The sequence below is a fragment of the Methylobacterium sp. CB376 genome, assembly GCF_029714205.1.
In the GTDB taxonomy this organism is placed as follows: Bacteria; Pseudomonadota; Alphaproteobacteria; order Rhizobiales; family Beijerinckiaceae; genus Methylobacterium.
The window spans coordinates 1730729-1753201 of record NZ_CP121648.1; the positions used below are offsets into that span (position 1 = coordinate 1730729).

Sequence of the window (22473 nt, forward strand, 5' to 3'; positions counted from 1 at the left end):
GGCGCAATCGGACGCTGCTCCCGGTCGTTGATCGGGCCGCATCGTCTTCGACGAACCGGCATTCGTGTCGTCGGAGAATGCTCTGAGCAAGAGTGGGGCGCCGCCGTGCTTGGAGCACGGCGTGCCGCCCCGCCCGCTCACGGCGGGATCGGCGCGGCGAGATGAACGAGGGTTCGGCCGGACCGAGGTGGCATCCTCACCAAGTCCTTCGCAGAAATCTCGCGCGCTCGTGAACGGGCGAGATGCGCCAGTACCGGACCTCGGATCTCGGCCGGAAGTCGTTCTCGGCGTCGCGCCCGATCGCGGTCCTCCAGCGAACGTCGAGGACGATTCCGAAGCCCGATTGCGCCCGCGCCCTGAACCCGGTCCCGCGCGCTGGCTTCTCGCGGCCAGACGTTCGATGCAACCCTCGTGACGATGATCAGGCCGTGGGATGCCGGCTTCAGAGCCGGCGGAATCTGATCTGGCCGAAGCCGCCTGGCCGCGCTGCGCCCAGTGTTGCTGTCCTCCGGCAGTTTCCACCTCACTTGATCCGGAATTTGCGTCATGCAACGGTGACGAACAAAAGAGCAGGGTGGCGACGGGCGTGGCGCGTGTCCGGCCTGGGACAAGAGGTAGGGACACTGGAGGCACGCCGCCGAGAGGATGGCTCGACACATGTCCCAAGCGCCGATCGGAACGCCGCACGAGCGATCTCTCGGAACGGGCACCGCGCCCCGCGGCGAGGGGTTCCTCGATGCCGCCGGGGTCGCCAAGCAGAAGCTGATCGAGGCGATCGAGAGCAGTTCCGAAGGCTTCGCGCTGTTCGATCCCGACGACCGCCTCGTCCTCTGCAACGATCACTTCCGGGATTTCCACCCGGGTCTCGCGGAGGTGATCGTTCCCGGCGCGTCTTTCCAGACGATCGCCCGCGCCGCCGCTGAATCCTGCATCGTGCACAAGGAAGGCACGACCGTCGAGGCGTGGCTCGCCGAGCGGATGGCTCATTATCGAGAGCCTCGCGGATCCATCCTCCAGCAACGCGTCGACGGGCGCTGGGTGCAGGTCAGCGAGCGCAAGACCAACGACGGCGGCGTCGTCGCCGTCTACACGGATGTGACCGAGATCAAACGCGCCGAGCAGGTCGTGCTCACGACACAGGGCAGGCTGACCTACCTCTTGACCGCCTCCCCGTCGATGATCTGCAGCTTCGAGGTGGGCGGTCGAAACGCGCCCACGTTCATCAGCGAGAACGTGCGCGACCTCCTGGGCTACGAGCCGAGCGATTACATGGCCGGGCCGGAATTCTGGCTGGACCGCCTCCATCCCGAGGACCGGGACCGGGTCCTGTCCGAATTCCCACGCCTGCTCCAGCAAGGGCACAACGTCATCGAGTACCGGTTCCTGCGCGCCGACGGCACCTACCGGTGGGTGAGGGACGAGCAGCGCCTCCTGCGGGATCCTCATGGAGAACCGGTCGAGGTCGTCGAGTCATGGAGCGACATCACCGAGCACAAGGAGGCCGAACTCGCGCTGCAGAGGCAGACCGCTTTCGTCGAGCTGCTGCAGGCCGCGGCAACGGCGGCCAACGAGGCGTCCACGGTCGAGGACGCCGTGCGGTTCTGCCTGGACCGCGTCTCGCAACATGCCGGCTGGCCGATCGGACACGCCTACGTCGTGGCCGAGGACGGAAGCCGCACGCTTGTCCCGACCGGCATCTGGCACTGCGACGCGCCGGAGCGGTTCGCGCGGTTCCGCGCCGCGGCGGCCGGGATGCGGATCGGCGCCGGCACGGGACCTGCCGGCCGCGCGCTCCTCTCGGGAGCACCGGAGTGGATCCTCGGCGATCCGTCCTCGCCCGACGATCCGCGCGCCGCCGCGGCGGCGGCGGATGGGCTTCGGGCTGGCTTCGGGTTTCCCGTGACGGTGGGGCGCGAGGTCGTGGCAGTCTTGGAGTTCTTCGCCTGCGATGCGCCTCCTCCGGACCCGGCCCTGCTCAGGGTGATGACCAATATCGGTGCGCAACTGGGGCGAGTGATCGAGCGCAAGCGCGCCGAGGAGAGCCTGCGGCAGGCCAAGGAAGCGGCGGAGGATGCGAGCCGCGCCAAGAGCAGCTTTCTCGCCAATATGAGTCACGAGCTGCGCACTCCGCTCAACGCGATCATCGGCTTCACCCGGCTGGTGATGCGCCGGGCCAAGGAGGCGTTGCCGACGAAGCAGTTCGAGAACCTCGAGAAGATCCTGGCGAGTTCCGAGCACCTGCTCTCGCTGATCAACAGCATCCTCGATCTCGCCAAGGTCGAGGCCGGGCGCATGGAGGTGAAGGCGTCCGAGTTCGCCCTGGAGCCCGTGCTCGACCTCTGCCTCAGGACGGTCGAACCCCTGATCAAGAGCGAGGGCGTGCGTCTCGTCCGGGACGTCGAGGATCCGCCCACGATGCTCCGGACGGATGAGGAGAAGCTCCGGCAGATCCTGATCAACCTCCTCAGCAACGCGATCAAGTTCACGGAAGCCGGATCGGTGACGCTGCGGGTCCGCTCGGCCGGCGAGCACGTCGAATTCGCGGTCACGGACACGGGTATCGGCATCCCCCAGGAGGCGCTGAGCGCGATCTTCGACGAGTTCCATCAGGTCGACAACAGCGCGACCCGGTCCCACAGCGGGACCGGGCTCGGTCTCGCGATCAGCCACCGGCTGGCCCGGCTGCTCGGCGGCCACATCGACGTCGAGAGCCGGGTCGGGCAGGGCTCAACCTTCACGCTCAGCATCCCGCCGCGGATCGCCGGCGCGCCCGAGATGGCACCGAGCCTGCCGGAGCCGGCCCCCGCCGCGGCGGCCGTGCCCCGGTCGGGGTCCAAGCTCGTGCTCGCGATCGATGACGACCCGAACGTGGTCTACCTGCTGCAGGAGAACCTCGCCGATGCGGGCTACACGGTGACCGGCGCTTCGAGCGGCCAGGACGGGCTGCGGATGGCGCGGGAGCTGCAGCCGCGGGCGATCACGCTGGACATCATGATGCCTGGCACGGACGGCTGGCAGGTGCTGCACGCGCTCAAGACCGATCCGCAGACCCGCGACATCCCCGTCGTCCTGATCTCGATCGTCGATCAGAAGGAACTCGGCTTCCGGCTCGGGGCGACGGACTACATCGTGAAGCCCTTCGAGCGGGAGGCCCTGATCGGCGTGCTGGCGCGCATCGCCCCCGGCAACGAGCGCGTCCTGGTGATCGACGACGACCCCAACGTGCCCGACCTCGTCCGCCAGTTGCTGGATTCCGAGCACTGCACCGTGGACTGGGCGGCGGACGGCGCCGCCGGCCTTGAGCGCATCGCGCAGGCCCGCCCGAGCGTGATCCTCCTCGACCTGCTCATGCCACGGATGGACGGACTCACCTTCCTCGACGCGCTCCAGGCGGATCCGGTCGCTCGGACCATTCCCGTCGTCGTGCTGACGGCCGCGTCCCTGGACTCGGTGGAGCGCGGCCTGCTGCGAGAGCGCGTGCTCGGCCTGATCGACAAGCAGGGCCTCGACCGCGCGGCCCTCATCCGCGAGGTTCAGCGCGCATTGCCGCTTCCGGAGCCCGCCGCCGTGGAAGGCAGCCGATGACCTGTCCGGAGCTCCGCGCCGAGCAGCCCGCCTCCTTCAGGAACGTCACATGAAGCGGATTCTGATCGTCGAGGACGTCGCGCTCAATCGCGATCTGCTGACGCAGCTCCTGGAGGACGATTACGATCTCGTCGTCGCGGTCGACGGCGCCGCGGGCGTCGAGATGGCGCTCACCCACCAGCCCGATCTCATCCTCATGGACCTGTCCCTGCCCCTCCTCGACGGCTGGGAGGCGACACGATGCATCAAGGCGAACGCGGCCACCGCAGGGATCCCCGTCGTCGCGGTCACCGCCAACGCGATGAGCGGTGACGAGGAGCGGGCGAAGGCGGCAGGCTGCGATGACTTCATGACGAAGCCCATCGACGAGGACCTGTTGTTCGCCAAGCTGCGCCGTTGGATGGGGTGAGTGCGGTCGGGGCCGGGCATGTTCCGGCCCGGAGAGAGGGAGACCCGTGGAGCCAGCACGCATCCTCATCGTCGACGACGAGCCCTTCAATCTCGACCTCCTCGAGCAGGAGCTGGAGCTGCTCGGTCACACGAGCGTGCGCGCCGCGAACGGTCGGGCCGCCCTCGACCGGCTGAATGAGGAGCCGTTCGACCTCGTCCTGCTCGACGTGATGATGCCGGCCCTCGACGGCTACGCCGTGCTGGAGCGGATGAAGGCGCACGAGGCTTGGCGCCACACGCCGGTCGTGATGATCTCCGCCCTCGTCGAGATCAACAGCATCGTTCGGTGCATCGAACTGGGGGCCGAGGACTACCTGCCCAAGCCGTTCGAGCCGGTGCTCCTCGAGGCCCGCATCCGATCCTGCCTCGAGAGGAAACGCTTGCGGGACCGGGAAATGGCGCATCTTCGGACCATCGAACGCGAGCGCAGGCGCGCCGACGAGCTCCTCCGCGCCATCCTGCCGGTCTCGGCGGTGGCCGAGCTGATGGAGACCGGTCAGGTCAAGCCGCGCCTGTTCGATGATGTGGCGGTCCTCTTCATCGATCTCGTCGGCTTCACGGCCTGGTGCCATCGGCAGACCCCGGACGTGGTCGTCGCGGAGATCCAGCGCTTGGCGGAGGCGTTCGAGATCGTGGCGCACGAGCACGGGCTGGAGAACATCAAGACGATCGGCGACGCCTTCATGGCCACCGCCAACCTGCTGCGTCCTCATGCGGATCCGGTCGAGGCGGCCATCCGGTGCGCCAGCGACATGGTGGCGGTCGCGGCTGCCGGCGCGCCGGGCTGGCGGCTCCGGGCCGGCATCCACATCGGTTCGGTGGTCGGCGGCATCGTGGGCCGGACGAAATTCACCTTCGATCTCTGGGGGGACACGGTCAACGTCGCCGCGCGCCTTTCGGGCCTTGGCGGTGGATGCACTCTTCACCTGTCACGCGAGGCTTTCGCCCGCTTGGCTGACCAGCGCGCCGTCAGACCGATCGGCAACGTCATGCTCAAGGGAAAGGGCGAGATCGAGGTGTATTGCCGCGTCCTCACCTCATCGGATGAGGGAAATTAGCCCGTCCGACAATTTCGTTCTCCCCAGATCCTGGACGCGCGAGCAAGAGTGCCGCGGTAAAGGATGAAGACTGGGAAGCAGACCTCTTCGTGGTGGCGGCGAATGGGGTCAACGCGAAAGTGAGATCGAACCCGGGTCGGCGTGTCGAGGTCGCCGTCCGGCCTTCTCCGAATCGGGCGGGCCGCGCAGGCTCGTGGCCCGCACGGTCTCGCCGAGATGCATGTCGGTTCCGCGCCGCCGCACGAGGTCACGGCGGCGTCGCCTGGAGGTTCGGTCCCGCAGAGTGGTGCGACTGCTGCCGCATGGAGGGACGCGCGAAGCGGCAGGCTCTCCGCGGCAGCGCCACGACGACTGATCCGGGATCCGGTTGATCACAGCGGCTCCCGTCTCACGAGCCCGCGCGGCGCCTGAGCGAAGCCCGAATCCGCCCACCCCAGTTCTTGGAGCGTGTGCGCCCTCACGGACCGGCAGGCGCGTCCGCGTTCCGTCCACGCATGTAGGCCTGCGGGCCGCACCCCATCGCGGTGCGGAACGCGTAGACGAAGGCCGAGGTCGAGCCGTAGCCGAGTTCCATCGCCGTCTGCGTGACGCCGAGGCCTCCGCCCATCAGCTCGATCGCCTTGAACAGCCGCAAGCGCCGCCGCCAGGAGCGCAGGCTCATCCCCAGCTCGGCCTCGAAGTGCCGGGCCAGGGTCCGCCCCGACATCCCGAGGTCGCGGCCCCACGCCTCCGGACCGCGACGGTCGGCCGGCGCCGCGTAGAGCGCTTCGCAGAGCCCGACCAGGGCGCCCGCGCGCGGCCAGGGAAGCGCGCCCGGAAGCGCTTGGGCGCGCCGCAGCTGGTCCAGGATCAGGGCGGTCACACGGCCGGCATAACCGTCGGCATCCTCCGCTCCCTCGATCGCGGCGGCCTCGACGATGAGGGCCTGCAGCAGGGCCGAGACGCCGAACACGGTCGGGCTCTCCGGCAGGCCACGGCCGGCTTCGTCGGCGATCCAGAGGCTGCGGAACTCGGCACCCAGGAGCGATCCGACCCGGTGCCGCTGACCCGTCGGCAGCCAGACGGCCTGCTCCGGTGAGATCACGAAGGAACGCCCCTCCACGGCCACCGTCAGCACCCCGGAGATCGCGTAGACGACTTGGTTCCAGTGATGCGCATGCTCCGCGAAGGCGTGGCGCGCCGGGATGGACTGCGCGCGGACCGTGAGCGGATGGGGCGGTGCCAAGCCGGGCGGCGTCTCGATCGTCTCCCAGGTCATGCCGGGCTCCAGTTTGGCTGGAATTCTACATAGAATGTCACCTCATCGAAATACAGACAGAGGGCGGTCCGGTATGCACGGCGGGGTCCGACGCACCTGACCGCAGGGCGGGCATCACCCGCGCTGCCACACGACCGAGCCCAGGAACTTGTCATGGCCCACCTCGATCGCCGCGGCCTGCCCCTCTCGACCACCTCCGACCGTGCCGCCGCGCGCTACCGGGAAGGGGTCGATCTTCTCCTGTCGGCGTGGCCGGGCGCGGCGGAGGCCCTGGAAGAGGCGGTGGCGGCCGATCCGGATTTTGCTCTGGCGTACGCGGCACGGGCGCGCCTGCACGCGATGCGCGGTGAGACCGCCGCGGCACGCACGCGGATCGAGAAGGCGCACGAGGTCGTCACCCGCAACGGTACCCTGCGGGAGCGGAGCCACGTCGCGACGTTGAGCCTCGCCGTGACCGGGCAGTCCGCCAAGGCACTCGAAAGCGCGCTGGCCCACGCCGACGCCTGGCCGCGCGACGTGCTGATCCTGTCGCTGCCGCTCGGGGCCTTCGGTCTGCTGGCCTTCTCGGGCATCTCCAACCACGATCAGGCCCGTGTTGACCTCTGCGAGCGCCACGCGGCGCACTTCGCGGCCGATGACTGGTGGTTCGTCTCCTACCGAGGCTGGTCCCATGCCGAGAACGGCGCGGTCAGGTACGGCCGCGACCTGGCACAGCGCGGGTTCGCGCTGCGGCGCAACAATGCCAACGGGGCCCACGCCCTGTCGCACGCCATGTTCGAGGACGGCGCGGGCGAGGAGGCCGAGGCGCTGATCGCGGACTGGCTGCCGGGCTATGACCGCTCCGGGATCCTGCACGGCCACATCGCCTGGCACGCCGCGCTGTCCGCCCTGGAGCGCGACGATCCCGAGCACGCTCTGAGGATCTACGCCGCGCACGTCCAGCCCTCCGTGACGGCAGGGTTGCCCATCAACGTCGTCTCGGACACCGTCTCGCTGCTCTGGCGCATGCAGGCCTACGGCTACGAGGTGCCGGCCGGGCTGTGGGACGATGCCAAGGCCTACGCGAGCGGCCACTTCACCAAGGCCGGCTTCGCGTTCGCCGACGCGCATATGGGCCTGCTGGCAGCCGCAACCCGCGACAGGGCCGCTGCGGAGGCGCGCATCGGCGCCCTGACCGACCTTGCGGCGGCGGGCAGCCTCACGGCCGGTCCGGTCGTGCCCGCGATCTGTCGCGCCGTCCTGGCGTTCGCGGAGGAGGATTACGCGGCTTGCGTGCGCATCCTGGAGCCGGTCGCCGCCGAGGTGGCGCGCATCGGCGGCAGCGGCGCCCAGCGCGAGATCATCGAGGACACGCTGCTCGTCGCGCTGATGCGCGGTGGCGAGGCCGCCAAAGCGCGCGCCCTGCTCGACCGCCGCCTGCACCGCCGCCCGTCGCCGCGCGACACGCGTTGGCACACCCTCCTCACGGCCTGAGAGATCCCATGTCGCACGCTGAAGCCGGTCCGGCGAGCGGGCCCGCGCCCGCTCGCCCTGCGCGGTCCGATACCGGCAACGTCCTCCGGCTGGCGATCGCCCAGGCGCTCGCCGGCGCGAACTCGACGGTCGTCTACGCAACCGGCGCCATCGTCGGGAGCATGTTGGCGCCGAGCCCCGTTCTGGCGACGCTGCCGATCTCGATCTTCGTGGTCGGCATGGCCGCCTGCACCCTGCCGGCCGGCGCCATCGCCCGGCGCCATGGCCGCCGCGCCGCGTTCCTCGCCGGGACGGGCTGCGGTGTCCTCGTCGGCCTGCTGTCCGCCCTCGCCATCGTGCTGGGCTCGTTCTGGCTGTTCAGCCTCGGCACCTTCTTCGGCGGCGCCTACGCCGCGGTGGTCCTCTCGTTCCGGTTCGCCGCCGCCGACGGCGTCAGGCCGGAGCGGCGCCCGCGGGCGCTGTCGGCCGTGATGGCCGGCGGGGTCTTCGCCGGAATCATCGGCCCGCAGCTCGTCACCCACACGATGAGCCTGTGGCCGCCGTACCTGTTCGCGGCCACGTTCCTGGCGCAAGCCGCCGTCGCGGCCGTCTCGGCCCTGGTTCTGCTCGGCGTGCGGCTGCCGATGCCGACCGCGCAGGAACTGGCCAGCGGCCGTCCGCTCGGCGTCATCGCACGCCAACCCCGGTTCATCACGGCCGTGATCTGCGGGGTGGTGTCCTACCTGCTGATGAACTTCCTGATGACGTCGGCGCCGCTGGCCATGCACCTGTGCGGCCTGTCGCAGGAGGACGCCAACCTGGGCCTGCAATGGCACGTGATCGCCATGTACGGACCGAGCTTCTTCACCGGCCGGCTGATCACGCGCGTCGGCGCGCCGCGCGTGGTCGCGACCGGCTTGGCGCTGACCGCGGTCTCTGCCGGCGTCGGCCTGGCCGGCGTGGACGTCGCGCATTTCTGGATCGCGCTGGTCATGCTCGGTGTGGGCTGGAACTTCGGTTTCGTCGGCGCCTCGGCGATGGTGCTGGAGTGCCACCGTCCCGAGGAGAAGGCGCGCGTGCAGTCGCTCAACGACTTCGCGGTGTTCGGGACGATGGCGGTGGGCTCGTTCTCGTCGGGCGGCCTCCTGTCCCGCTACGGCTGGGATGTGGTCCTCTGGATCTCGTTCCTACCCCTTGTGGCGGCGGTGGGCGCCCTGGCGTGGAGCGCGGTGCGCGCTTCCGGTGCCCGCCAGGTCGCCGACGTCGCGGGCCGGTCGAGCGCGTTGTGACGAGGCCGATCTGCCGGGCCATGCAGGTCACGACCTCCGGCACCCTTGACGAGGTCGAGCGGACGACCCCCGAGCCGGGAGCCGGCCCGGTGCTGATCGCGGTTCAGGCCTGCGGGATCTGCGGCGCCGACGCCGCCGCCATCGCCGACGCCCATCCAACGCCGCGGCCGCCGCGAGTGCCCGGCCACGAGGGTGCCGGGCGGATCGTGGCTCCGGGTGACGGGGTGCCGACGCTCTGGAAACCGGGGCAGCGCGTCGGCGTCGGCCGCCTGGGCGGCCACTGCAACGCCTGGCCCAATGCCGCCGAGGGCTGTTTCAGCTCTGCCGGAACCAGCCCCTCGTGGGCGCCTCCCGCGATGGCGGCGATGCCGAGATGGTGCCTGCGCGCGCCACGGGTCTCGTCTCGATCCCGGACGCACTGAGCGCCGAAGAGGCCGCGCCCATCCTCTGCGCGGGCATTGCCACGTTCAACGCGCTCAGGACGTCCGGCGCCGAGGCCGGCGACGTGGTTGCCGTCCTGGGCATCGGCGGGCTCGGCCACATGGTTGCAGCAGGCCCGGAAGCCGGACGTGACCCACATGGCGGCACATTGGCGGCACATTGGCGGCCTGCGGCGGCTGGGCGGCCTAGAGGGCTCCGGGCGCCCTGCAGCCGAGGGCACGTTCGAGGATGCGATGGCCGCCTCGGCCACGTGTCCTACCTTCTCTGCAGCACGCTCAACGACACCGACGGCCCTAGGGAGGGCGCCCTCATGCGTTTTGCACTGCTCGCCGCGTTATGCGCTCTCGCAGCCCCAGCTCTCGCTCAGACCGCGCGGCCCGAACCCGGCCCGCTGACCATCGCCAAGCAAGGCAGCTTCTTCGTCGGCGGCCGCGAGGTGAGGTCCGACACCCTGTCGACCCTGCCGAACTACGACCCGTCTGGCACCATCACCGTCGACCAGATGTACGTGCGCTATCAGGCGCCTGCAGGCCAGGCGGGAGTGCCCATCACGCTCATCCACGGCTGCTGCCTGACCGGCAAAACCTGGGAGACGACGCCCGACGGCCGGATGGGCTGGGATGAGTACTTCGTGCGTCACGGACATCCGACCTATGTCATCGATCAAGTCTGGCGCGGCCGGTCCGCCACGGACCCGTCCGCCATCAACGCGGTCCGTCTCGGCAAAGCGCCTGCCGACAAACTGCCGACCGTGTTCTCCGCCGGGCACGAGGGCGCCTGGGCCATCTTCCGGTTCGGCCACGAATATCCGCAGGTGATGCCCGGCATGCGCTTTCCGCTCGCGGCGCAAGCCGAGTTCTGGAAGCAGATGGTTGCCGACAGCGCGGCGAACCTGCCGACCCCGAACCCGACGGTCCACGCGCTATCCGAGCTGGCGCAGAAGATCGGCGGAACAGTGCTGATGAGCCACTCGCAGTCGGGCATCTACCCGTTCCAGACCGCCGCCCTCAGCACCCAGGGCGTGGCAGGGATCGTCTCGATCGAGCCGGCCGCGTGTCCCGAGCCGACGGCTGATCTCACCCCCTACAAGAGCGTGCCTATCCTCGTGCTGTTCGGCGATTACGTCGATGAGTTCCCGCGGTGGGCGCCGCGCCTGAAGAACTGCCGCGCCTTCGTGGCCGCTGTCTCGGCTGCGGGTGGCAAGGCCGAGATCATCGTGTTGCCGGACATCGGCATCAAAGGGAATTCGCACATGCTCATGCAGGACGACAATAGTCTCGATATTGCTGACATTCTCTTGGAGTGGATCGGCAAGCACATTACGGCAATTCACTAACCTGTAGAGCCCTACTTTATGCTTCAGTGCTTGCCTGCTGATTCTGTGCGGGAACATCGGTTGCGTAAGCGTCCGCTTCCGCTATCACGCCGACGGCACCCGCGGCGAGCACTGAAAGACAGCGGGGTAACGTGCGAGCTTCGATCCGACACGGGGCCGTGACGTGATAGATCAGACCAAAAAGCTCGCGGAAGTCTCGCGCATGGCCAACCTTCTGGCCGACCGCATCTTCCGCGCTCACATGGCTGGAGAGGAGGTTCCGGACGCGCACATGAGTGCCCTGATCACGGCCGGGCTGCTGCTGGACGCGTACGGAATGGACGTGCCGCCCTTGCTCATCCCCATCATGGATCAGATCCGGTCGCGGGCGGCCGCAGAGGCTGAAGCGCATGAGCGTGCTGACGGCGGAGAGGGCTGAGCAGGCATGGTCGGCTCGGGGTCGCTGCCGATGCCGACATCGCGTCTTCGCGAGCGCCCTCGTCAGGCCACGGCACGGCCTGCTCCCGGGTCCGGTGGTGCGGATCACTCCGCCCGGCAACCGCAGCGCTCACCCGACCCCAATCTCGAACTCCATCCCGCGGCCCGGGCCCTGGTCGGCGTAGGTGATGAGGATGTAGCCGCGCTCTGCCAGAGCCGCCTCCAGCCTGTCGCGGTGCTTGCGGTACATCTGCCCGATCGCCAGCGGCGTCAGGCGCGGGTTGGCGCGTCGAAGCTCCTCCACGCCGATCGTGAGCGGAGCACTCTCCCGATCCGCTATGCGGATGATTGCGGATGCCAACTCCGCCGCCTTTGTCTCTGAAGCCGACTTTGCCTTGAACGCCATCCTGATTTCCACGCTTGGTCGCGTTGGGCTTAGCCGCCCTGCAGGTTCTCAGCAAAGTCGTCCGACGCCTCGCGGAACGGACCGAGAAGGGTGATGCTCTCTGCCATCTCCCACCTCCTGGAGCGCATCGTTCTCGCTCTGCGCGGGCTCAACGCGCTCCCGGTTCGGGCGCGGCAGCGCGATGTCGGCGCGGGCGGGTGCGGGCGAGAAGCGGGCCTGACCGACGACGTGTGAGGTGCGCACGCGGCGCTGCACCACGCGGCTCGCCGAGGTCCCGTCCGTGTCGGCGCACCTGCCCAAGGGACCGCCGCCCACAACAGACTTCTTACGGCGGGAGAGTGCTGCCGCCGCACAATCGAGGACGGAGCCGCACGCGCCGTCGGGCCGCGCCCTGCCAGGCGGTCAGCGCCGCGCCCCCGCCCCCGGGTGGGCAGTCCGCTCCAGCGCCGCGAGAGCCCGAGCGTGCGCCTTGGCCTCAGTCTCATGCGGCCGATCCGACCGTTCCAGGAGCTTGCCATGCTTGCGGATCGCCCAGCCGAAATGGCCTTTGGGCGTGGTGAGCGGTGACACTTCGATCGCGAAGGGGTGCAGGCTGTTGTTGGTCATCGCGGGTCTATCGCATGTCCGGGCCGCCATGGCCAGTTTCGGCGCTCGTCGTGCGCCTGCCGGCCTTGGCGCACGCCGCCCGGTGGCTGCTCCGGCCGCTCAGCGTGACCAACCGCCCGGCTCCCGCTCAGACGGCCGGTCGAGGCGCCCGGCATCCCACCGAGTCGCCCAGGGGATCACGGGGCTGCGCCTCGCCAAGGGCCGGCAGGCGCCCGCCCCGCCGTTCCGATGGCCGCTCGACCAGGGCGCCCGCAGGCTTGCTGCCTCGTCCGCGGGGGGCAGGCGCGGATCCGGGGCATGTCGCAGAGAGTTCCGGCATAGAAGAGTGTGCTTGCTGCATGGGCGCACTCCGTTTCCATGGGACGATATCGGGCCCGCCACACAGCTTGACTGACTTCGTCGTCGTGGGCGAGCAGGCGGTGAGCGGGCATCGTGCCGTGCTGTTCGGAGAAGATTGTCTTCGGCCGTTGAACGTGCGCGCCACGCCCGTCGCAGCCTCGTGTTGCCCAGGCGGATCATGTTCTGACACGCCATCCTTGCGGATTGAAGCGTCCGAGAGACCGTCGTTGGTCTCACATGACACCATGTGCCACTTGGAGCATCCCCGGCCGGGGAAGCTCATGGAACGTCGGTTCCGCGCGGCCACGACTGACGACGCGCTCCCGACGACGGGCCGAGGGCGGTGATCGAACGATCCCCACGCCACGGCCGTTGAAGTCGGTCCTCAGACTTGATCTGTGGCCTGGCCAGAGAACGAAGCCGATGCATACGCTTGCAAAGCCCGACCTTCCTGCGGCGCACGCTCCATTGCCGGCGAGCGCCGAGCACGGCTCGAAGACGGGCTTCTGGGCGCTCACCTTAGGATCCATCGGCGTCGTCTACGGCGACATCGGCACCAGCCCGCTCTACGCGCTCAAGGAGTCGCTGCACGCGGCCAGCGGCAGCGCCCACGCCCTCACTCGCGAGATGGTGTTCGGCGTCGTCTCGCTGATCCTGTGGGCGCTCATCCTGATCGTCACGCTCAAGTACGTGCTCCTCGTCATGCGGGCTGACAACAACGGCGAGGGCGGCACCCCCTCCCTCGTCGCCCTGGCCCAGCGCGCGCTCGGCCACCACGGCGGCTTCGTCATCGTGCTGGGCATGATCGGGGTCGCCCTGTTCTACGGTGACGCGATCATCACCCCGGCCATCTCGGTCCTCTCGGCCGTCGAGGGCCTGAAACTCGTCACGCCCGCCTTCGAGCCCTACGTTCTGCCGATCAGCCTCGCCATCCTGATCGGCCTCTTCGCCGTCCAGAGCCACGGGACGGCCCGCGTCGGCACCTTCTTCGGACCGATCACCGCCTTCTGGTTCATCGTCATGGCGCTCGGAGGTTTGAGCCACATCGCGGACGATCCCGGCATCCTGGCCGCCCTCAACCCGGCCCACGGCATCCGCTTCCTGCTCGGCCACGGCACGGCCGGGCTCCTGGCCCTCGGGGCCGTGTTCCTGGCCGTGACGGGGGCTGAGGCGCTCTACGCCGACATGGGACATTTCGGGCGCTCGCCGATCCGGACGGCCTGGTTCGGCCTCGTGCTCCCGGCGCTGGCCCTCAACTACCTGGGGCAAGGCGCGATGCTGCTTGCCCACCCGGAGCGGATCGAGAACCCTTTCTTCCTCCTCTACCCCTCCTGGGCCCTGCTGCCGATGGTGCTGCTTGCCACCGTGGCGACCATCATCGCGAGCCAGGCGGTGATCACCGGCACCTTCTCGATCACCCAGCAGGCCATGCAACTCGGCCTGCTGCCGCGAATGCGCGTCCAGCGCACCTCCGAGACGGAGAAGGGGCAGATCTACATTCCGCGGGTGAACTGGTGGCTGCTGGTCGCCGTCGTGTTCCTCGTATTGCTGTTCGAGTCGTCGAGCGCGCTGGCCGCCGCCTACGGCATCGCCGTGACCGGCGACATGGTCATCACCGCGTGCCTGCTCTTCACCGTCGCCTGGAAGTTCTGGCGCTGGTCGCCGGCCCTGGCGGCGCTGGTGCTCGCGCCCTTCCTGCTGATCGAGCTGGTGTTCCTGTCGGCCAACGCGCTCAAGGTTTTCCATGGCGGCTGGGTGCCGCTGACCATCGGGGCCGCCCTCGTCACGGCGATGTGGACGTGGCGGCATGGCTCGGCCCTGATCGCGGAGGAGATCCACCGCCGGTGCCTGCCGCTCTCCGAGTTCACGCGGATGGCCGAGACCGGGTCGGTTCAGCGGGTGGCGGGCACGGCGGTGTTCCTGACCGGAACGCCGAGCGACACGCCCGGCGCCCTGATTCATAACGTCAAGCACAATCGGGTGCTGCACGCCCACAACTTCATCCTGCACGTCGTGACGGAGGACTTGCCGCGCCTGACCGACGCGGAGCGCGTCACGGTCAGGCGGCTGTCCGACGCTTTCTCCTGCGTGACGGTGCGGTTCGGCTTCAAGGAGATGCCCGACCTCCCGCGCGCCCTGGCGGCCGCCGGGCTCGACGAAGCCAGCCTGTCCTACTTCCTGACGCGGCGGGTCCTGGTGGCCTCGCCGGAGACCGGCATGCCGGTGTGGCAGGACCGCCTGTACATCGCCCTGGCGCGCTCGGCGACGGACGCGTCGCGCTACTTCGGCATCCCCGTGGACCGTGCGGTGGAGATCGGTGCGCAGATCAAGATCTGAGGTGGGTGGGGCCTCGCGCACGGCCGCTTGAGCGGGCCCGCTCAGCCGATGTCCGGCCACGCCCGCGGGGGCAGGTCATCTGCGCCGCGAACGAGGCGTCAGGCGCCGGATCGATCCGCTGGGCAGCGGCATCACGTCGATCATCCCGCGGCGGCCCGACACTGACCCGACCGCGGAGGCCATCGGGCCGCCTTCGGGATTTCGAGACCGCTCACCTGTCCTGCGTCCCAGGGTGGGCGAAGGCAGCGATGGGCGCCGCCCGCGGATGAGGCCGGTTTTTCCCTGGTCCGTGACCGGGCTCCCGAGAGAAGGGAGCCCGGCCGAAGCACCGCACGTTCAGCCGATCACGCACTCACCGCGACGGGGCGGTGGAGTTCGTCGGGCTGCTTGGGGCAGTGGTCGACGTGCCCGCGCCTGGAGCAACCGGAGCGATCCCCGGGGCCGGCGCCGTCACCGTTCCGGTCGCCGCGGGAGCACCACGCTCCGGCATTCCCTTCTCGGCGTTGCTCTTCACGCTGCCGGGGTTGTTCATGTTGCTCTCGGCGCTGCCCGGAGCGGTCGTGGTCTGCGCGAAAGCGGCACCTGTCAACGTGAGCGTGGCAGCCAGAGCGAGTGTTGTTGAGCGCATGGGTTCGCCTCCGAGATGGACACGGCCCTCAACGCGCTTCGCTGCCAACTGTTCGAGGGCTTTGCGCGGCGGAGAACTGGACCATTCGAAGCGTCACGCAACGCAACACCCCGCTCGCAGGCGTGCTGGGCGGGGGTGCTGATCTGCGTTGCTGCGGTGCCGCTCAGGCAGCGAGCTTGGCGGCCAGGATCTCGTTCTCGTTGCTGGCGACCAGCGGCAGGGCCGGGGCGGGCGCGCGCGGGGTCATGCGATCGGCGGCGACCAGGACCAGCGACGCGTTCACGGCAGCGGCGGCGACGAGGCTGAGCAGGGCAAGGGCGATCATCTGAGGCGTTCCCGAGTGGCGTTGTGCGATGCACCATATGTGGCACTGCACAACGCGCTTTGGTATGCCACATGCCAGATGGCTGGCATGCGATGGCGGCATGACCGCTCACGCCGGTGGCCTCGGCCCAGGATCGGGGCGGGCAGCAGTGGGGCCAGGGTGATCCCGACCTGTCGGCCTAGCCGCTGCGGCTCGCTCAACGCCGGCCGTGGATCAGGTAGCCGAGCAGGTATCCGACAGCGACGGCCCCCAGGAGCGCTCCAAGCGGCGCGTCCTGCGTGTACGGCCTGACCGCCTCATTCCCGCGCCGGTAGACTTCGTCAGCACCGGGGAGGCCTTGGCGGCCTCTCCTCAGCGCATCCTGGGCCAGATCAGCGGTCTGGTCGGCCAAGCGGCTCGCCGCGTCCTTGGCCTGTCCGACCAGGTTCTCGGCGGTGCCCCGAGCCTCCCGGAGGGCGCCTTCCGCTTGGGTCTTGGTGTCGCCAGTCAGGTCACCGACTGCGCCCTGGACCTGGCCAGCCACCTTGTTGGTCTCCCCGGTCACACGCTTCTCGTCCATCGCTCGTCTCCTCCGCTCGCCAGACGCACGAACGCCCAGCGGAGGAGTAGGACCTCGCCGGGCGCACGCTGCAGGGGAACTTCGCTTCGATGGAGGAACGAGACCGCGGGCGTTGGGTTCCCCGAACCGCCCCGGACACGGGGCTGATCATGGGCGAGACGGACGCAGCAGAGCCATTGTCACCTCTCGAACCTGCTCTGGAACGGTTGCGCCGGGCGATCGGTGCATGAAGCGGAGCGGCAGGCGGACCAGTCGCAAGGGCCGCCGCGGGCAGGACTGCTGCCGCTGCCGAGGCCTGAAGTATTTCAGCGGGCTTCTCGACCACGCGGAAGTCGGATACGTTCCAGGAATTGACGATAGGCTCCGGGGATGACCATGCCTTCGGCCAAGACCTCTTCTCAAGACGGCGGATCGCCAGCCGACAATCCCGGCCATGCTCGGGTCGGAGACATCTCTGAAAAAGAACTCGACACAGTGACTGGCGGCTCCATTGCCGGAACTGGATGTTTGACTTAGGATGCAACCCGGTACGAGAATAGGTTTATCGAGATAACGACTCCTCAGGGCTCTCAAAGCTCTGGCAGTGGCGGCGGTAAGGGGCTTTGATGGGTCCAGATCTGCTCGACCCGTAGGTCGGGTCGCTGCCGCCGCATGGTTGGAGTCGGCGGCCGCAAGGTGCCGCTGCCGCCTTGCGGTCTGACGGCCGTAACGGTTCCGTTCACGCCCTCCGCCGCCTCAAGCGCGATCGCCGAGATCGAGCCGACGACGCCGTCACCTGCTCGGCGATCTCGGCGATGTGCGCCCGGTCGCCGTCCGGACCCGCGACCACATCATTCCTGCCATGGCTGCCTCTCCCGGAAACGGGGCTCTGCTCGTCGTCGCGCGTGAGGGCGGCCCGTGCGCACAAGCCCCCGTATGGGGCGACGAGAGCCCGCCCTGGCAGGACGGGCCGGTGGAGGCGGAGTCCCACCGGGTCAAGCGGCGCACACCGCGGCATGGCACGATGTGGATGCTCGCCCGCCCTGCGACGGCGGCGCGGCAGGACTCTTCGGGATCTCCTCCCCGACCTCGGGCCGCTCCTACGGAGCGGCCTTCCTTTGCTGGGTCGCCCCTCGCCCGCGCGAGGCTCATTCCTTCGACGAAGGACGCCGCGATCGCGGCGCGGCGCTCTCGCATGTGCTGCTACGCCGACCCCGTCGTGCTCAGCCTCCCGCGCGGGGGCCGTCACGAGGCCGCGCGCTCCACGAGCCACAGGATCAGCATCGCAACGAGCCCGGTGACCAGTGCCTGCGCGACGACCTGCGCTCCCGCGCCCCATCCGAATTCTGACCCGAGGTATCGCTCGAGGGCGATGCCGGCGAGCGCGCCGAACCCGCCCGCGATGAACACGACGAACCGCCTGCGGTACCACGGTCGAGGATCCTGCGGCTGGGCCATGGTCGGCGATGCGCCTCCCGGGTCTCCCAGTTGGCTGCCGGTGAGGACCGGCCCGTCCGCTCAACGCGTGCGAGGGCGGCCCGTTCGCATGATCCCACGGGTTGGGATGCCTCATGATGCCCCCGGGCAGTCCTCGCAAGCACCGGCGCGCCCCGGGCCATCCGCCAGTCGAGGGCCGATCTGTCGGCCTCCGGCGAGGCCTCGCGGGTGGGCGGCGCGACGTCCGCCTTGCCGCGCAGGCCGGCCGCCTCTGGCCAGGCCACGCCGCGGCGTTCCAGGCGATCAGGTCCGCACCTGAGGCGGCCAGCCCATGGCCGGTACCCGGTCGGGGCGCACCAGACCTTCGCGAGGCAGGGGCGGATCCGCGCCGCCCTCAGCCCACCGGATACCGTCTCACGGCCCTCATTCGGCAGGCGAGTACCAGATCGGCGACGTGTAGGCGCGTTCCTGCAGCGATGTCGGCACTTCGGGCCTCAGTTTCACCCCGTAATACTTGGCGTCATAGGTCGTCCATCGGGGTGTCGGGATTTCGAGGACCCGGCCGTAATAGAAGGCCCGCTGTTTCGGGTCGAAGTCAGGATCCTTCCAGACGGAGATCAACTCGGGGCTCCCGATGCTGTTGCTCCAGGTTGCGCTCGCGACATCGACCGTGTTGCCGACCGGCGGCAGCTTCCCGTCGCCGCCCGGCTTGCGCTCGCCCGACCACGCGACGTCATAGACCTTCTCCTGCATCTCCCCCCGGTCGTCCAGCCAGCCCTTGACGATCTGGTAGCGGTCGAGATTGGCCCCGATGGGATCCTTCAGGGCCGCCACCAGGAAGGTCGGGGCCTTGCCGGGAGGAGCCGCGCCGAGATCGCCGCCCATCGGAACGCCCTTGGAATAGCCGGCAAGCGCGGGGCTCCTGGTCCTGGCATCGGCCGGCTCGAAATCGAATCCGCCGAAGAAGCGCACCAGCATGCGCGGGCCCGTCGTCGCATAGGTCTCGCGACGCTCCATCGCGTCGAAGAGGGCCTCGCGCGTGTTCTCCGTCGCCCACACGGCCGCGTAGCCGGAGGCCGAGGTCTCCCACTCGTAGATCGTTCCGGCCGCGCCCTTGACGAAGACGCGGCTGCTGCGTTCCGCGCTCGGCTCCATCGCGGACGTCTTGCCGAAGTAGTTGTCCTCCTCGACCGCGCTCAGCCCGGTATGGGAATCGGTCGAGCCGACCAGGCCGAACTTGTAGGGATTGACGCCCGTTTCGGCCTCCAGCTTCAGGCCCAGCTTCAGCCCCGAGCGGGCATACTCGTACTGCAGCATGTCCGCCGTCTTGGGCGCGGTCAGGTCCAGATTGCCCTTGTCCCAGCGCTCGAAATTCGCGAACTCGTCGTTCGGGGAGAGATAGGGGTGGGTCTCCCCGTCTCCTTTGATCTGCGTGGCCTCGTAGAGGCGCTCCCACTTCGCCCGAACCTCGGCATAGCCGCGGTCGATGCGCCGGCCGGTGCCGGGCTCGACGATCGGAAACATGCGGCCGTTGGAGACATTGCCGTTGTGGGCGATCGCCAGCAGGCGGCCCCCGGTCTTCTCCTCATAGGCGGCCATCCACGTCCAGAGATCGCGCGGGTTGTCGCTCCCGAAAGGGGCCATCGTCGTGTAGGGCACGATCCGGCTGGCCTTCTCCCCACCGTCGCGGAAGATGACGTTGCGGTGAAGGTTGTTGCCCGCGGTGTTGGAGGTCCACTCGTAGCCGATGAGGGCCGTGAACCGGCCGGGATCGTTGGCCTGCTCCGCCGCCTTGACGATCTCCTGCCAGGCCGAGCGAAAGGGGCTCCCGTCGGGTCGGTACACCAGGGCCTTGGGGAAGGTGCCCTGCGAGAAGGCTATGATGATCTCGATGGCCGCGTCCGCGCCGCGGCCATCGAGGATCATGTCATGCCATTTCCGGCCGGTCGGATCGGCCAGAATGCTGGCCTTGCCGGCTAGCAGGTCCGGGAAGAAGCCCAGATTGTCCGAGTGGTCGGCGACGACGAGGAAATCGAGAGGCCGGGACAGCTTCGCGGGCTGGCCGGAGGAGGCGGTGACCTGCTCGCCCCTGGCGAAGCGGTAGGCCTCGCTCGGCCCGAGCCGGGCGCCGAACGCGCCGGCATCGAACGAGAAGGATGTGTGCAGGTGGGTGTCGCCGAAGAACGGCCGGCTGGGAAAGCTGCGGTTCGCGTAGGGCGAGTAGGGGCGCTTCGCCGGGTAGAGCTTGTCGGCGGCGTCCTTGGTCAGCGTGCCGACGTCGGTCGCCGTGCCGTCGGCCGCCAAGGCCGGCACAGCAAAGGAGAGACCCGTCACGCCGAGCAGCGCGAGCTTCAGGATCGTGCGGTGAGCCATGGTTGCCTCATCGAACCGAGGTTCAGAACTGCGCAACGCGCTGGATGACCCAGAACATCGCGACGGATCCGATCAGGTAAGGGGGGACGAACTGCGTCCAGTGCGGAAGCGGGCCGCCCAGGCGCCGGAGAAGAACGGCAAGCGCCAGCACGGCGCCGACGAACAGCAGCTGGCCCGCCTCCACCCCGAGATTGAACAGGAGCAGCGCCACCGGGATGTGCCCCCCGGGCATGCCGATCTCGCTCAGCGCGCCGGCGAAGCCGAAACCGTGCAGCAGCCCGAACGCGAAGGCGACGAGCCAGGGCGCCTGCGCCGCGAGCCCGGGCCTGCCCCCGCGGGCACGGATGATCTCGACCGCCACGAACACGATCGAGAGCGCGATCACCGCCTCGACGGGCTTGGGCGGCACATGGACGACGCCGAGCGCGGCCGCGCTCAGGGTGATGCTGTGCGCGGCCGTGAAGGCCGTGATCGCCCAGAGGAGCCGACGGGTCGAGTCCGTGACGAGGATGAGACCGAGCACGAACAGCAGGTGGTCGAACCCGAGCAGGATGTGCTCGATCCCGAGGGACAGGTACGTGCGCGCGACGCCGATCCCGCTCTGCGCCGCCGCGATCGTGGCCTGCGGTGCCGCGGGTGTGAGCCGATGCGCGAAGGAGCGCCCGTCCGCGAAGCTGACGCGCAGCAAGGCGTCGGAGACCGTGCTCTCGAGGCCGACCAGACGCACGCTTTGACCGGAGAGGCCGTCCTTGGCGCGAACCCGCCAAGTCTGCACCATGGCCCCATCGGTCCTGCGGGAGACGACGGGGGACAGGGGTTCGGCCTCGCCCGAGAAGCTGACGCGCAACGCCAACCTGAGGTCCCCGCGCATCGGCGTCTTCAACAGCACGTCGAAAAGGCCCGGTGCCTCTTCCCGCAGCTCAAGGTAGGCGGGCCGGACCTCGTGGGCAGAACTGGCCGAGCCGCCGATCACGCTCAGCAGACCGAGACAAGCCGCGACGGCGCAGAGGCGGGCCAGCATTCCGGGACGCTCCCTCATCGGGCTGACGGGGCGGCTTCGCGACCGAGCGGGCCCACCATGGGCGGCGGCACGCCTGCGTCCCAGACGACGCCGTACTTGTCTCGCAGCCTGCCGAGATAGGCGTCCTTCAATTCGCGCTCCTTCGCCCTGTGCCAGTCCTCCGAGACCAGGTTGCGGACCTCGTCGTAGCCGCGCAGCGCGCCTTGCGCTCGGCTCGAGACCAGCACGAGGTGGGTGCCGTAGGCGGACTCGACCGGGCCGCTCCACGACCCCACGGGCAGGGCGAAGGCGGCCCGGGCGAAGGCGGGGCCGAACAGGCTCGACAGGGCCTGGAGGTCGATGTCGGCGAAGCTGGAATCGAGGGCCAGCGGGTCCCCGTCCGGCAGGGTCTCGGTGGCGCTGGCCGATGAGAGCAGGGTGCGCGCGGCGCTGGCCTCCGCCGCGGCCTGCGGCCGGCGCTCCGGGCTGAAGAAGATCTGCTGGAAGGACAGCCGCGGCGCGGTCCGGTAGCGTTCGGCATGATCCTGGTAGAAGCGCCGAAGCTGGTCTTCGCCGGGCTCGGCGATGCGGGCCGTGTCCTCGACGAGGAAGCTGAGCTTCTGCGCCAAGCGCCGCCGCACCACCGTGTCCTGTCGATCGAGGCCGAGCGCCCGGGCTTCCCGCGCGAGTAGTTCCTCATGGAGCAGCGTGGTGAGCAGGTCCGTCATCTCGTCGGGGGTCGGGTCCCGTCGCCACTGGCTCGAGAAGGTGTCCCGCACCCAGCGGACCTCGCCCTCGCCGATCCTGATCGGCTCCGGCTCGCGCGATGACGGCGCGCTCCGGTTCAGCCAGGAATAGCCGCCGAACAGGACGGCACCAGCACACAGGAAATGCAGAAGCGGCTCTCTCAGCAGCTTGCTCAGCAGCTTGCGAATCCCCGCCGCCATCGGATTGGCTGGTCGCATCCTCGTCTTCTCCATCCCGACGGGCGCATCACCGTCACGGCCGGATCTCGGCAGGGAGCATCGCGAACGGGCCAGCAGGATTGCGGACGCATCCACGAGACAAGTCGCACGAGACAAGTCGCACGAGACAAGTCGCACGAGACAAGTCGCACGAGACAAGTCGCACGAGACAAGTCGCACGAGACAAGTCGCACGAGACATGCCGCGCCGCTGCGTTGCGCGCACCGCCTCGA

General features: G+C 69.2%; 19 protein-coding genes. 10 read left to right on the forward strand and 9 right to left on the reverse strand.

Translation table 11 applies throughout. The annotated features are described in order from the left end of the window. Positions 1–657 precede the first annotated feature (657 nt). From QA634_RS07735 to QA634_RS07745, 3 genes are read left to right on the forward strand one after another with little or no spacing between them, the layout of a single operon-like run. Complete coding sequence (locus QA634_RS07735) at positions 658–3585, forward strand: response regulator (RefSeq protein ID WP_012331440.1); 2928 nt, start codon at positions 658–660, stop codon at positions 3583–3585. 49 nt (positions 3586–3634) lie between these two features. Further along, on the forward strand, positions 3635–3994 hold the full coding sequence (locus QA634_RS07740) for a response regulator (RefSeq protein WP_012331441.1): 360 nt from the start codon (positions 3635–3637) through the stop codon (positions 3992–3994). A 46-nt stretch (positions 3995–4040) separates the two neighbouring features. Beyond that, the gene (locus QA634_RS07745; protein WP_012331442.1) at positions 4041–5093 is read left to right on the forward strand and encodes an adenylate/guanylate cyclase domain-containing protein; all 1053 of its coding nucleotides are present in this window, start codon (positions 4041–4043) and stop codon (positions 5091–5093) included. 457 nt (positions 5094–5550) lie between these two features. Here QA634_RS07745 and QA634_RS07750 read toward each other — a convergent pair whose 3' ends face one another. Next, entirely contained in the window at positions 5551–6351 is an 801-nt protein-coding gene (locus QA634_RS07750; protein ID WP_012331443.1) for an AraC family transcriptional regulator, read from the reverse strand. A gap of 153 nt (positions 6352–6504) precedes the next feature. On the opposite strand from QA634_RS07750, the gene QA634_RS07755 reads away from it, so the two are divergent. From QA634_RS07755 to QA634_RS07775, 5 genes are all read left to right on the forward strand, one after another. Then, complete coding sequence (locus QA634_RS07755) at positions 6505–7824, forward strand: tetratricopeptide repeat protein (protein ID WP_012331444.1); 1320 nt, start codon at positions 6505–6507, stop codon at positions 7822–7824. Between the two features lie 8 nt (positions 7825–7832). Beyond that, a complete protein-coding gene (locus QA634_RS07760) occupies positions 7833–9092 on the forward strand; it encodes an MFS transporter (protein WP_012331445.1) in 1260 nt (419 codons plus the stop codon). Positions 9093–9112: 20 nt separating this feature from the next. Next, positions 9113–9514, forward strand: coding sequence for an alcohol dehydrogenase catalytic domain-containing protein (locus QA634_RS07765; RefSeq protein WP_236728763.1), 402 nt, complete (start codon positions 9113–9115; stop codon positions 9512–9514). After that, positions 9466–10869: an esterase gene (locus tag QA634_RS07770; protein ID WP_283027375.1), complete on the forward strand. Its 1404-nt coding sequence runs from the start codon at positions 9466–9468 to the stop codon at positions 10867–10869. Before QA634_RS07765 ends, QA634_RS07770 begins: the two co-directional genes overlap by 49 nt. 202 nt (positions 10870–11071) lie before the next feature. Continuing rightward, on the forward strand, positions 11072–11287 hold the full coding sequence (locus tag QA634_RS07775; protein ID WP_018262137.1) for a hypothetical protein: 216 nt from the start codon (positions 11072–11074) through the stop codon (positions 11285–11287). 129 nt (positions 11288–11416) lie between these two features. On the opposite strand, the gene QA634_RS07780 is transcribed toward QA634_RS07775, so the two are convergent. Beyond that, positions 11417–11692, reverse strand: a complete 276-nt coding sequence (locus tag QA634_RS07780) for a hypothetical protein (RefSeq protein WP_012331447.1) — start codon at positions 11690–11692, stop codon at positions 11417–11419. A 93-nt stretch (positions 11693–11785) separates the two neighbouring features. Between QA634_RS07780 and QA634_RS07785 the strand changes: the two genes are divergently transcribed. Continuing rightward, positions 11786–11926, forward strand: a complete 141-nt coding sequence (locus QA634_RS07785) for a hypothetical protein (RefSeq protein WP_168169142.1) — start codon at positions 11786–11788, stop codon at positions 11924–11926. Between the two features lie 168 nt (positions 11927–12094). On the opposite strand, the gene QA634_RS07790 is transcribed toward QA634_RS07785, so the two are convergent. Next, positions 12095–12298 (reverse strand): hypothetical protein, encoded by a 204-nt coding sequence (locus QA634_RS07790; protein ID WP_012331449.1) that lies wholly within the window; start codon positions 12296–12298, stop codon positions 12095–12097. Between the two features lie 762 nt (positions 12299–13060). Between QA634_RS07790 and QA634_RS07795 the strand changes: the two genes are divergently transcribed. After that, the gene (locus tag QA634_RS07795) at positions 13061–14974 is read left to right on the forward strand and encodes a potassium transporter Kup (RefSeq protein WP_012331450.1); all 1914 of its coding nucleotides are present in this window, start codon (positions 13061–13063) and stop codon (positions 14972–14974) included. 791 nt (positions 14975–15765) lie between these two features. Here the strand turns inward: QA634_RS07795 and QA634_RS07800 are convergent. The 6 genes from QA634_RS07800 to QA634_RS07825 all read right to left on the reverse strand — a co-directional run bounded on the left by QA634_RS07800 (position 15766) and on the right by QA634_RS07825 (position 22240). Beyond that, positions 15766–15927, reverse strand: a complete 162-nt coding sequence (locus tag QA634_RS07800) for a hypothetical protein (RefSeq protein WP_012331451.1) — start codon at positions 15925–15927, stop codon at positions 15766–15768. Between the two features lie 196 nt (positions 15928–16123). Beyond that, a complete protein-coding gene (locus QA634_RS07805; protein ID WP_012331452.1) occupies positions 16124–16486 on the reverse strand; it encodes a CsbD family protein in 363 nt (120 codons plus the stop codon). Between the two features lie 1224 nt (positions 16487–17710). Next, on the reverse strand, positions 17711–17923 hold the full coding sequence (locus QA634_RS07810; RefSeq protein WP_150108603.1) for a hypothetical protein: 213 nt from the start codon (positions 17921–17923) through the stop codon (positions 17711–17713). A 402-nt stretch (positions 17924–18325) separates the two neighbouring features. After that, complete coding sequence (locus QA634_RS07815) at positions 18326–20275, reverse strand: DUF3604 domain-containing protein (protein ID WP_283027378.1); 1950 nt, start codon at positions 20273–20275, stop codon at positions 18326–18328. Positions 20276–20297: 22 nt separating this feature from the next. Continuing rightward, positions 20298–21296 (reverse strand): HupE/UreJ family protein, encoded by a 999-nt coding sequence (locus QA634_RS07820; protein ID WP_012331454.1) that lies wholly within the window; start codon positions 21294–21296, stop codon positions 20298–20300. Between the two features lie 14 nt (positions 21297–21310). Continuing rightward, positions 21311–22240 (reverse strand): peptidylprolyl isomerase, encoded by a 930-nt coding sequence (locus tag QA634_RS07825; protein ID WP_236728762.1) that lies wholly within the window; start codon positions 22238–22240, stop codon positions 21311–21313. Positions 22241–22473 lie beyond the last annotated feature (233 nt).

Excerpts from the sequence above, each read along its gene's own strand:
- QA634_RS07800 (WP_012331451.1), bottom strand. The coding sequence starts at position 15,927 with ATGATCGCCCTTGCCCTGCTCAGCCTCGTCGCCGCCGCTGCCGTGAAC.
- QA634_RS07765 (WP_236728763.1), top strand. The coding sequence starts at position 9,113 with ATGCAGGTCACGACCTCCGGCACCCTTGACGAGGTCGAGCGGACGACC.
- QA634_RS07760 (WP_012331445.1), top strand. The coding sequence starts at position 7,833 with ATGTCGCACGCTGAAGCCGGTCCGGCGAGCGGGCCCGCGCCCGCTCGC.
- QA634_RS07820 (WP_012331454.1), bottom strand. The coding sequence starts at position 21,296 with ATGCTGGCCCGCCTCTGCGCCGTCGCGGCTTGTCTCGGTCTGCTGAGC.
- QA634_RS07825 (WP_236728762.1), bottom strand. The coding sequence starts at position 22,240 with ATGCGACCAGCCAATCCGATGGCGGCGGGGATTCGCAAGCTGCTGAGC.
- QA634_RS07810 (WP_150108603.1), bottom strand. The coding sequence starts at position 17,923 with ATGGCCCAGCCGCAGGATCCTCGACCGTGGTACCGCAGGCGGTTCGTC.
- QA634_RS07750 (WP_012331443.1), bottom strand. The coding sequence starts at position 6,351 with ATGACCTGGGAGACGATCGAGACGCCGCCCGGCTTGGCACCGCCCCAT.
- QA634_RS07740 (WP_012331441.1), top strand. The coding sequence starts at position 3,635 with ATGAAGCGGATTCTGATCGTCGAGGACGTCGCGCTCAATCGCGATCTG.
- QA634_RS07770 (WP_283027375.1), top strand. The coding sequence starts at position 9,466 with ATGGTGCCTGCGCGCGCCACGGGTCTCGTCTCGATCCCGGACGCACTG.
- QA634_RS07805 (WP_012331452.1), bottom strand. The coding sequence starts at position 16,486 with ATGGACGAGAAGCGTGTGACCGGGGAGACCAACAAGGTGGCTGGCCAG.
- QA634_RS07795 (WP_012331450.1), top strand. The coding sequence starts at position 13,061 with ATGCATACGCTTGCAAAGCCCGACCTTCCTGCGGCGCACGCTCCATTG.
- QA634_RS07785 (WP_168169142.1), top strand. The coding sequence starts at position 11,786 with ATGCTCTCTGCCATCTCCCACCTCCTGGAGCGCATCGTTCTCGCTCTG.
- QA634_RS07755 (WP_012331444.1), top strand. The coding sequence starts at position 6,505 with ATGGCCCACCTCGATCGCCGCGGCCTGCCCCTCTCGACCACCTCCGAC.
- QA634_RS07790 (WP_012331449.1), bottom strand. The coding sequence starts at position 12,298 with ATGACCAACAACAGCCTGCACCCCTTCGCGATCGAAGTGTCACCGCTC.
- QA634_RS07735 (WP_012331440.1), top strand. The coding sequence starts at position 658 with ATGTCCCAAGCGCCGATCGGAACGCCGCACGAGCGATCTCTCGGAACG.
- QA634_RS07780 (WP_012331447.1), bottom strand. The coding sequence starts at position 11,692 with ATGGCGTTCAAGGCAAAGTCGGCTTCAGAGACAAAGGCGGCGGAGTTG.
- QA634_RS07815 (WP_283027378.1), bottom strand. The coding sequence starts at position 20,275 with ATGGCTCACCGCACGATCCTGAAGCTCGCGCTGCTCGGCGTGACGGGT.
- QA634_RS07775 (WP_018262137.1), top strand. The coding sequence starts at position 11,072 with ATGGCCAACCTTCTGGCCGACCGCATCTTCCGCGCTCACATGGCTGGA.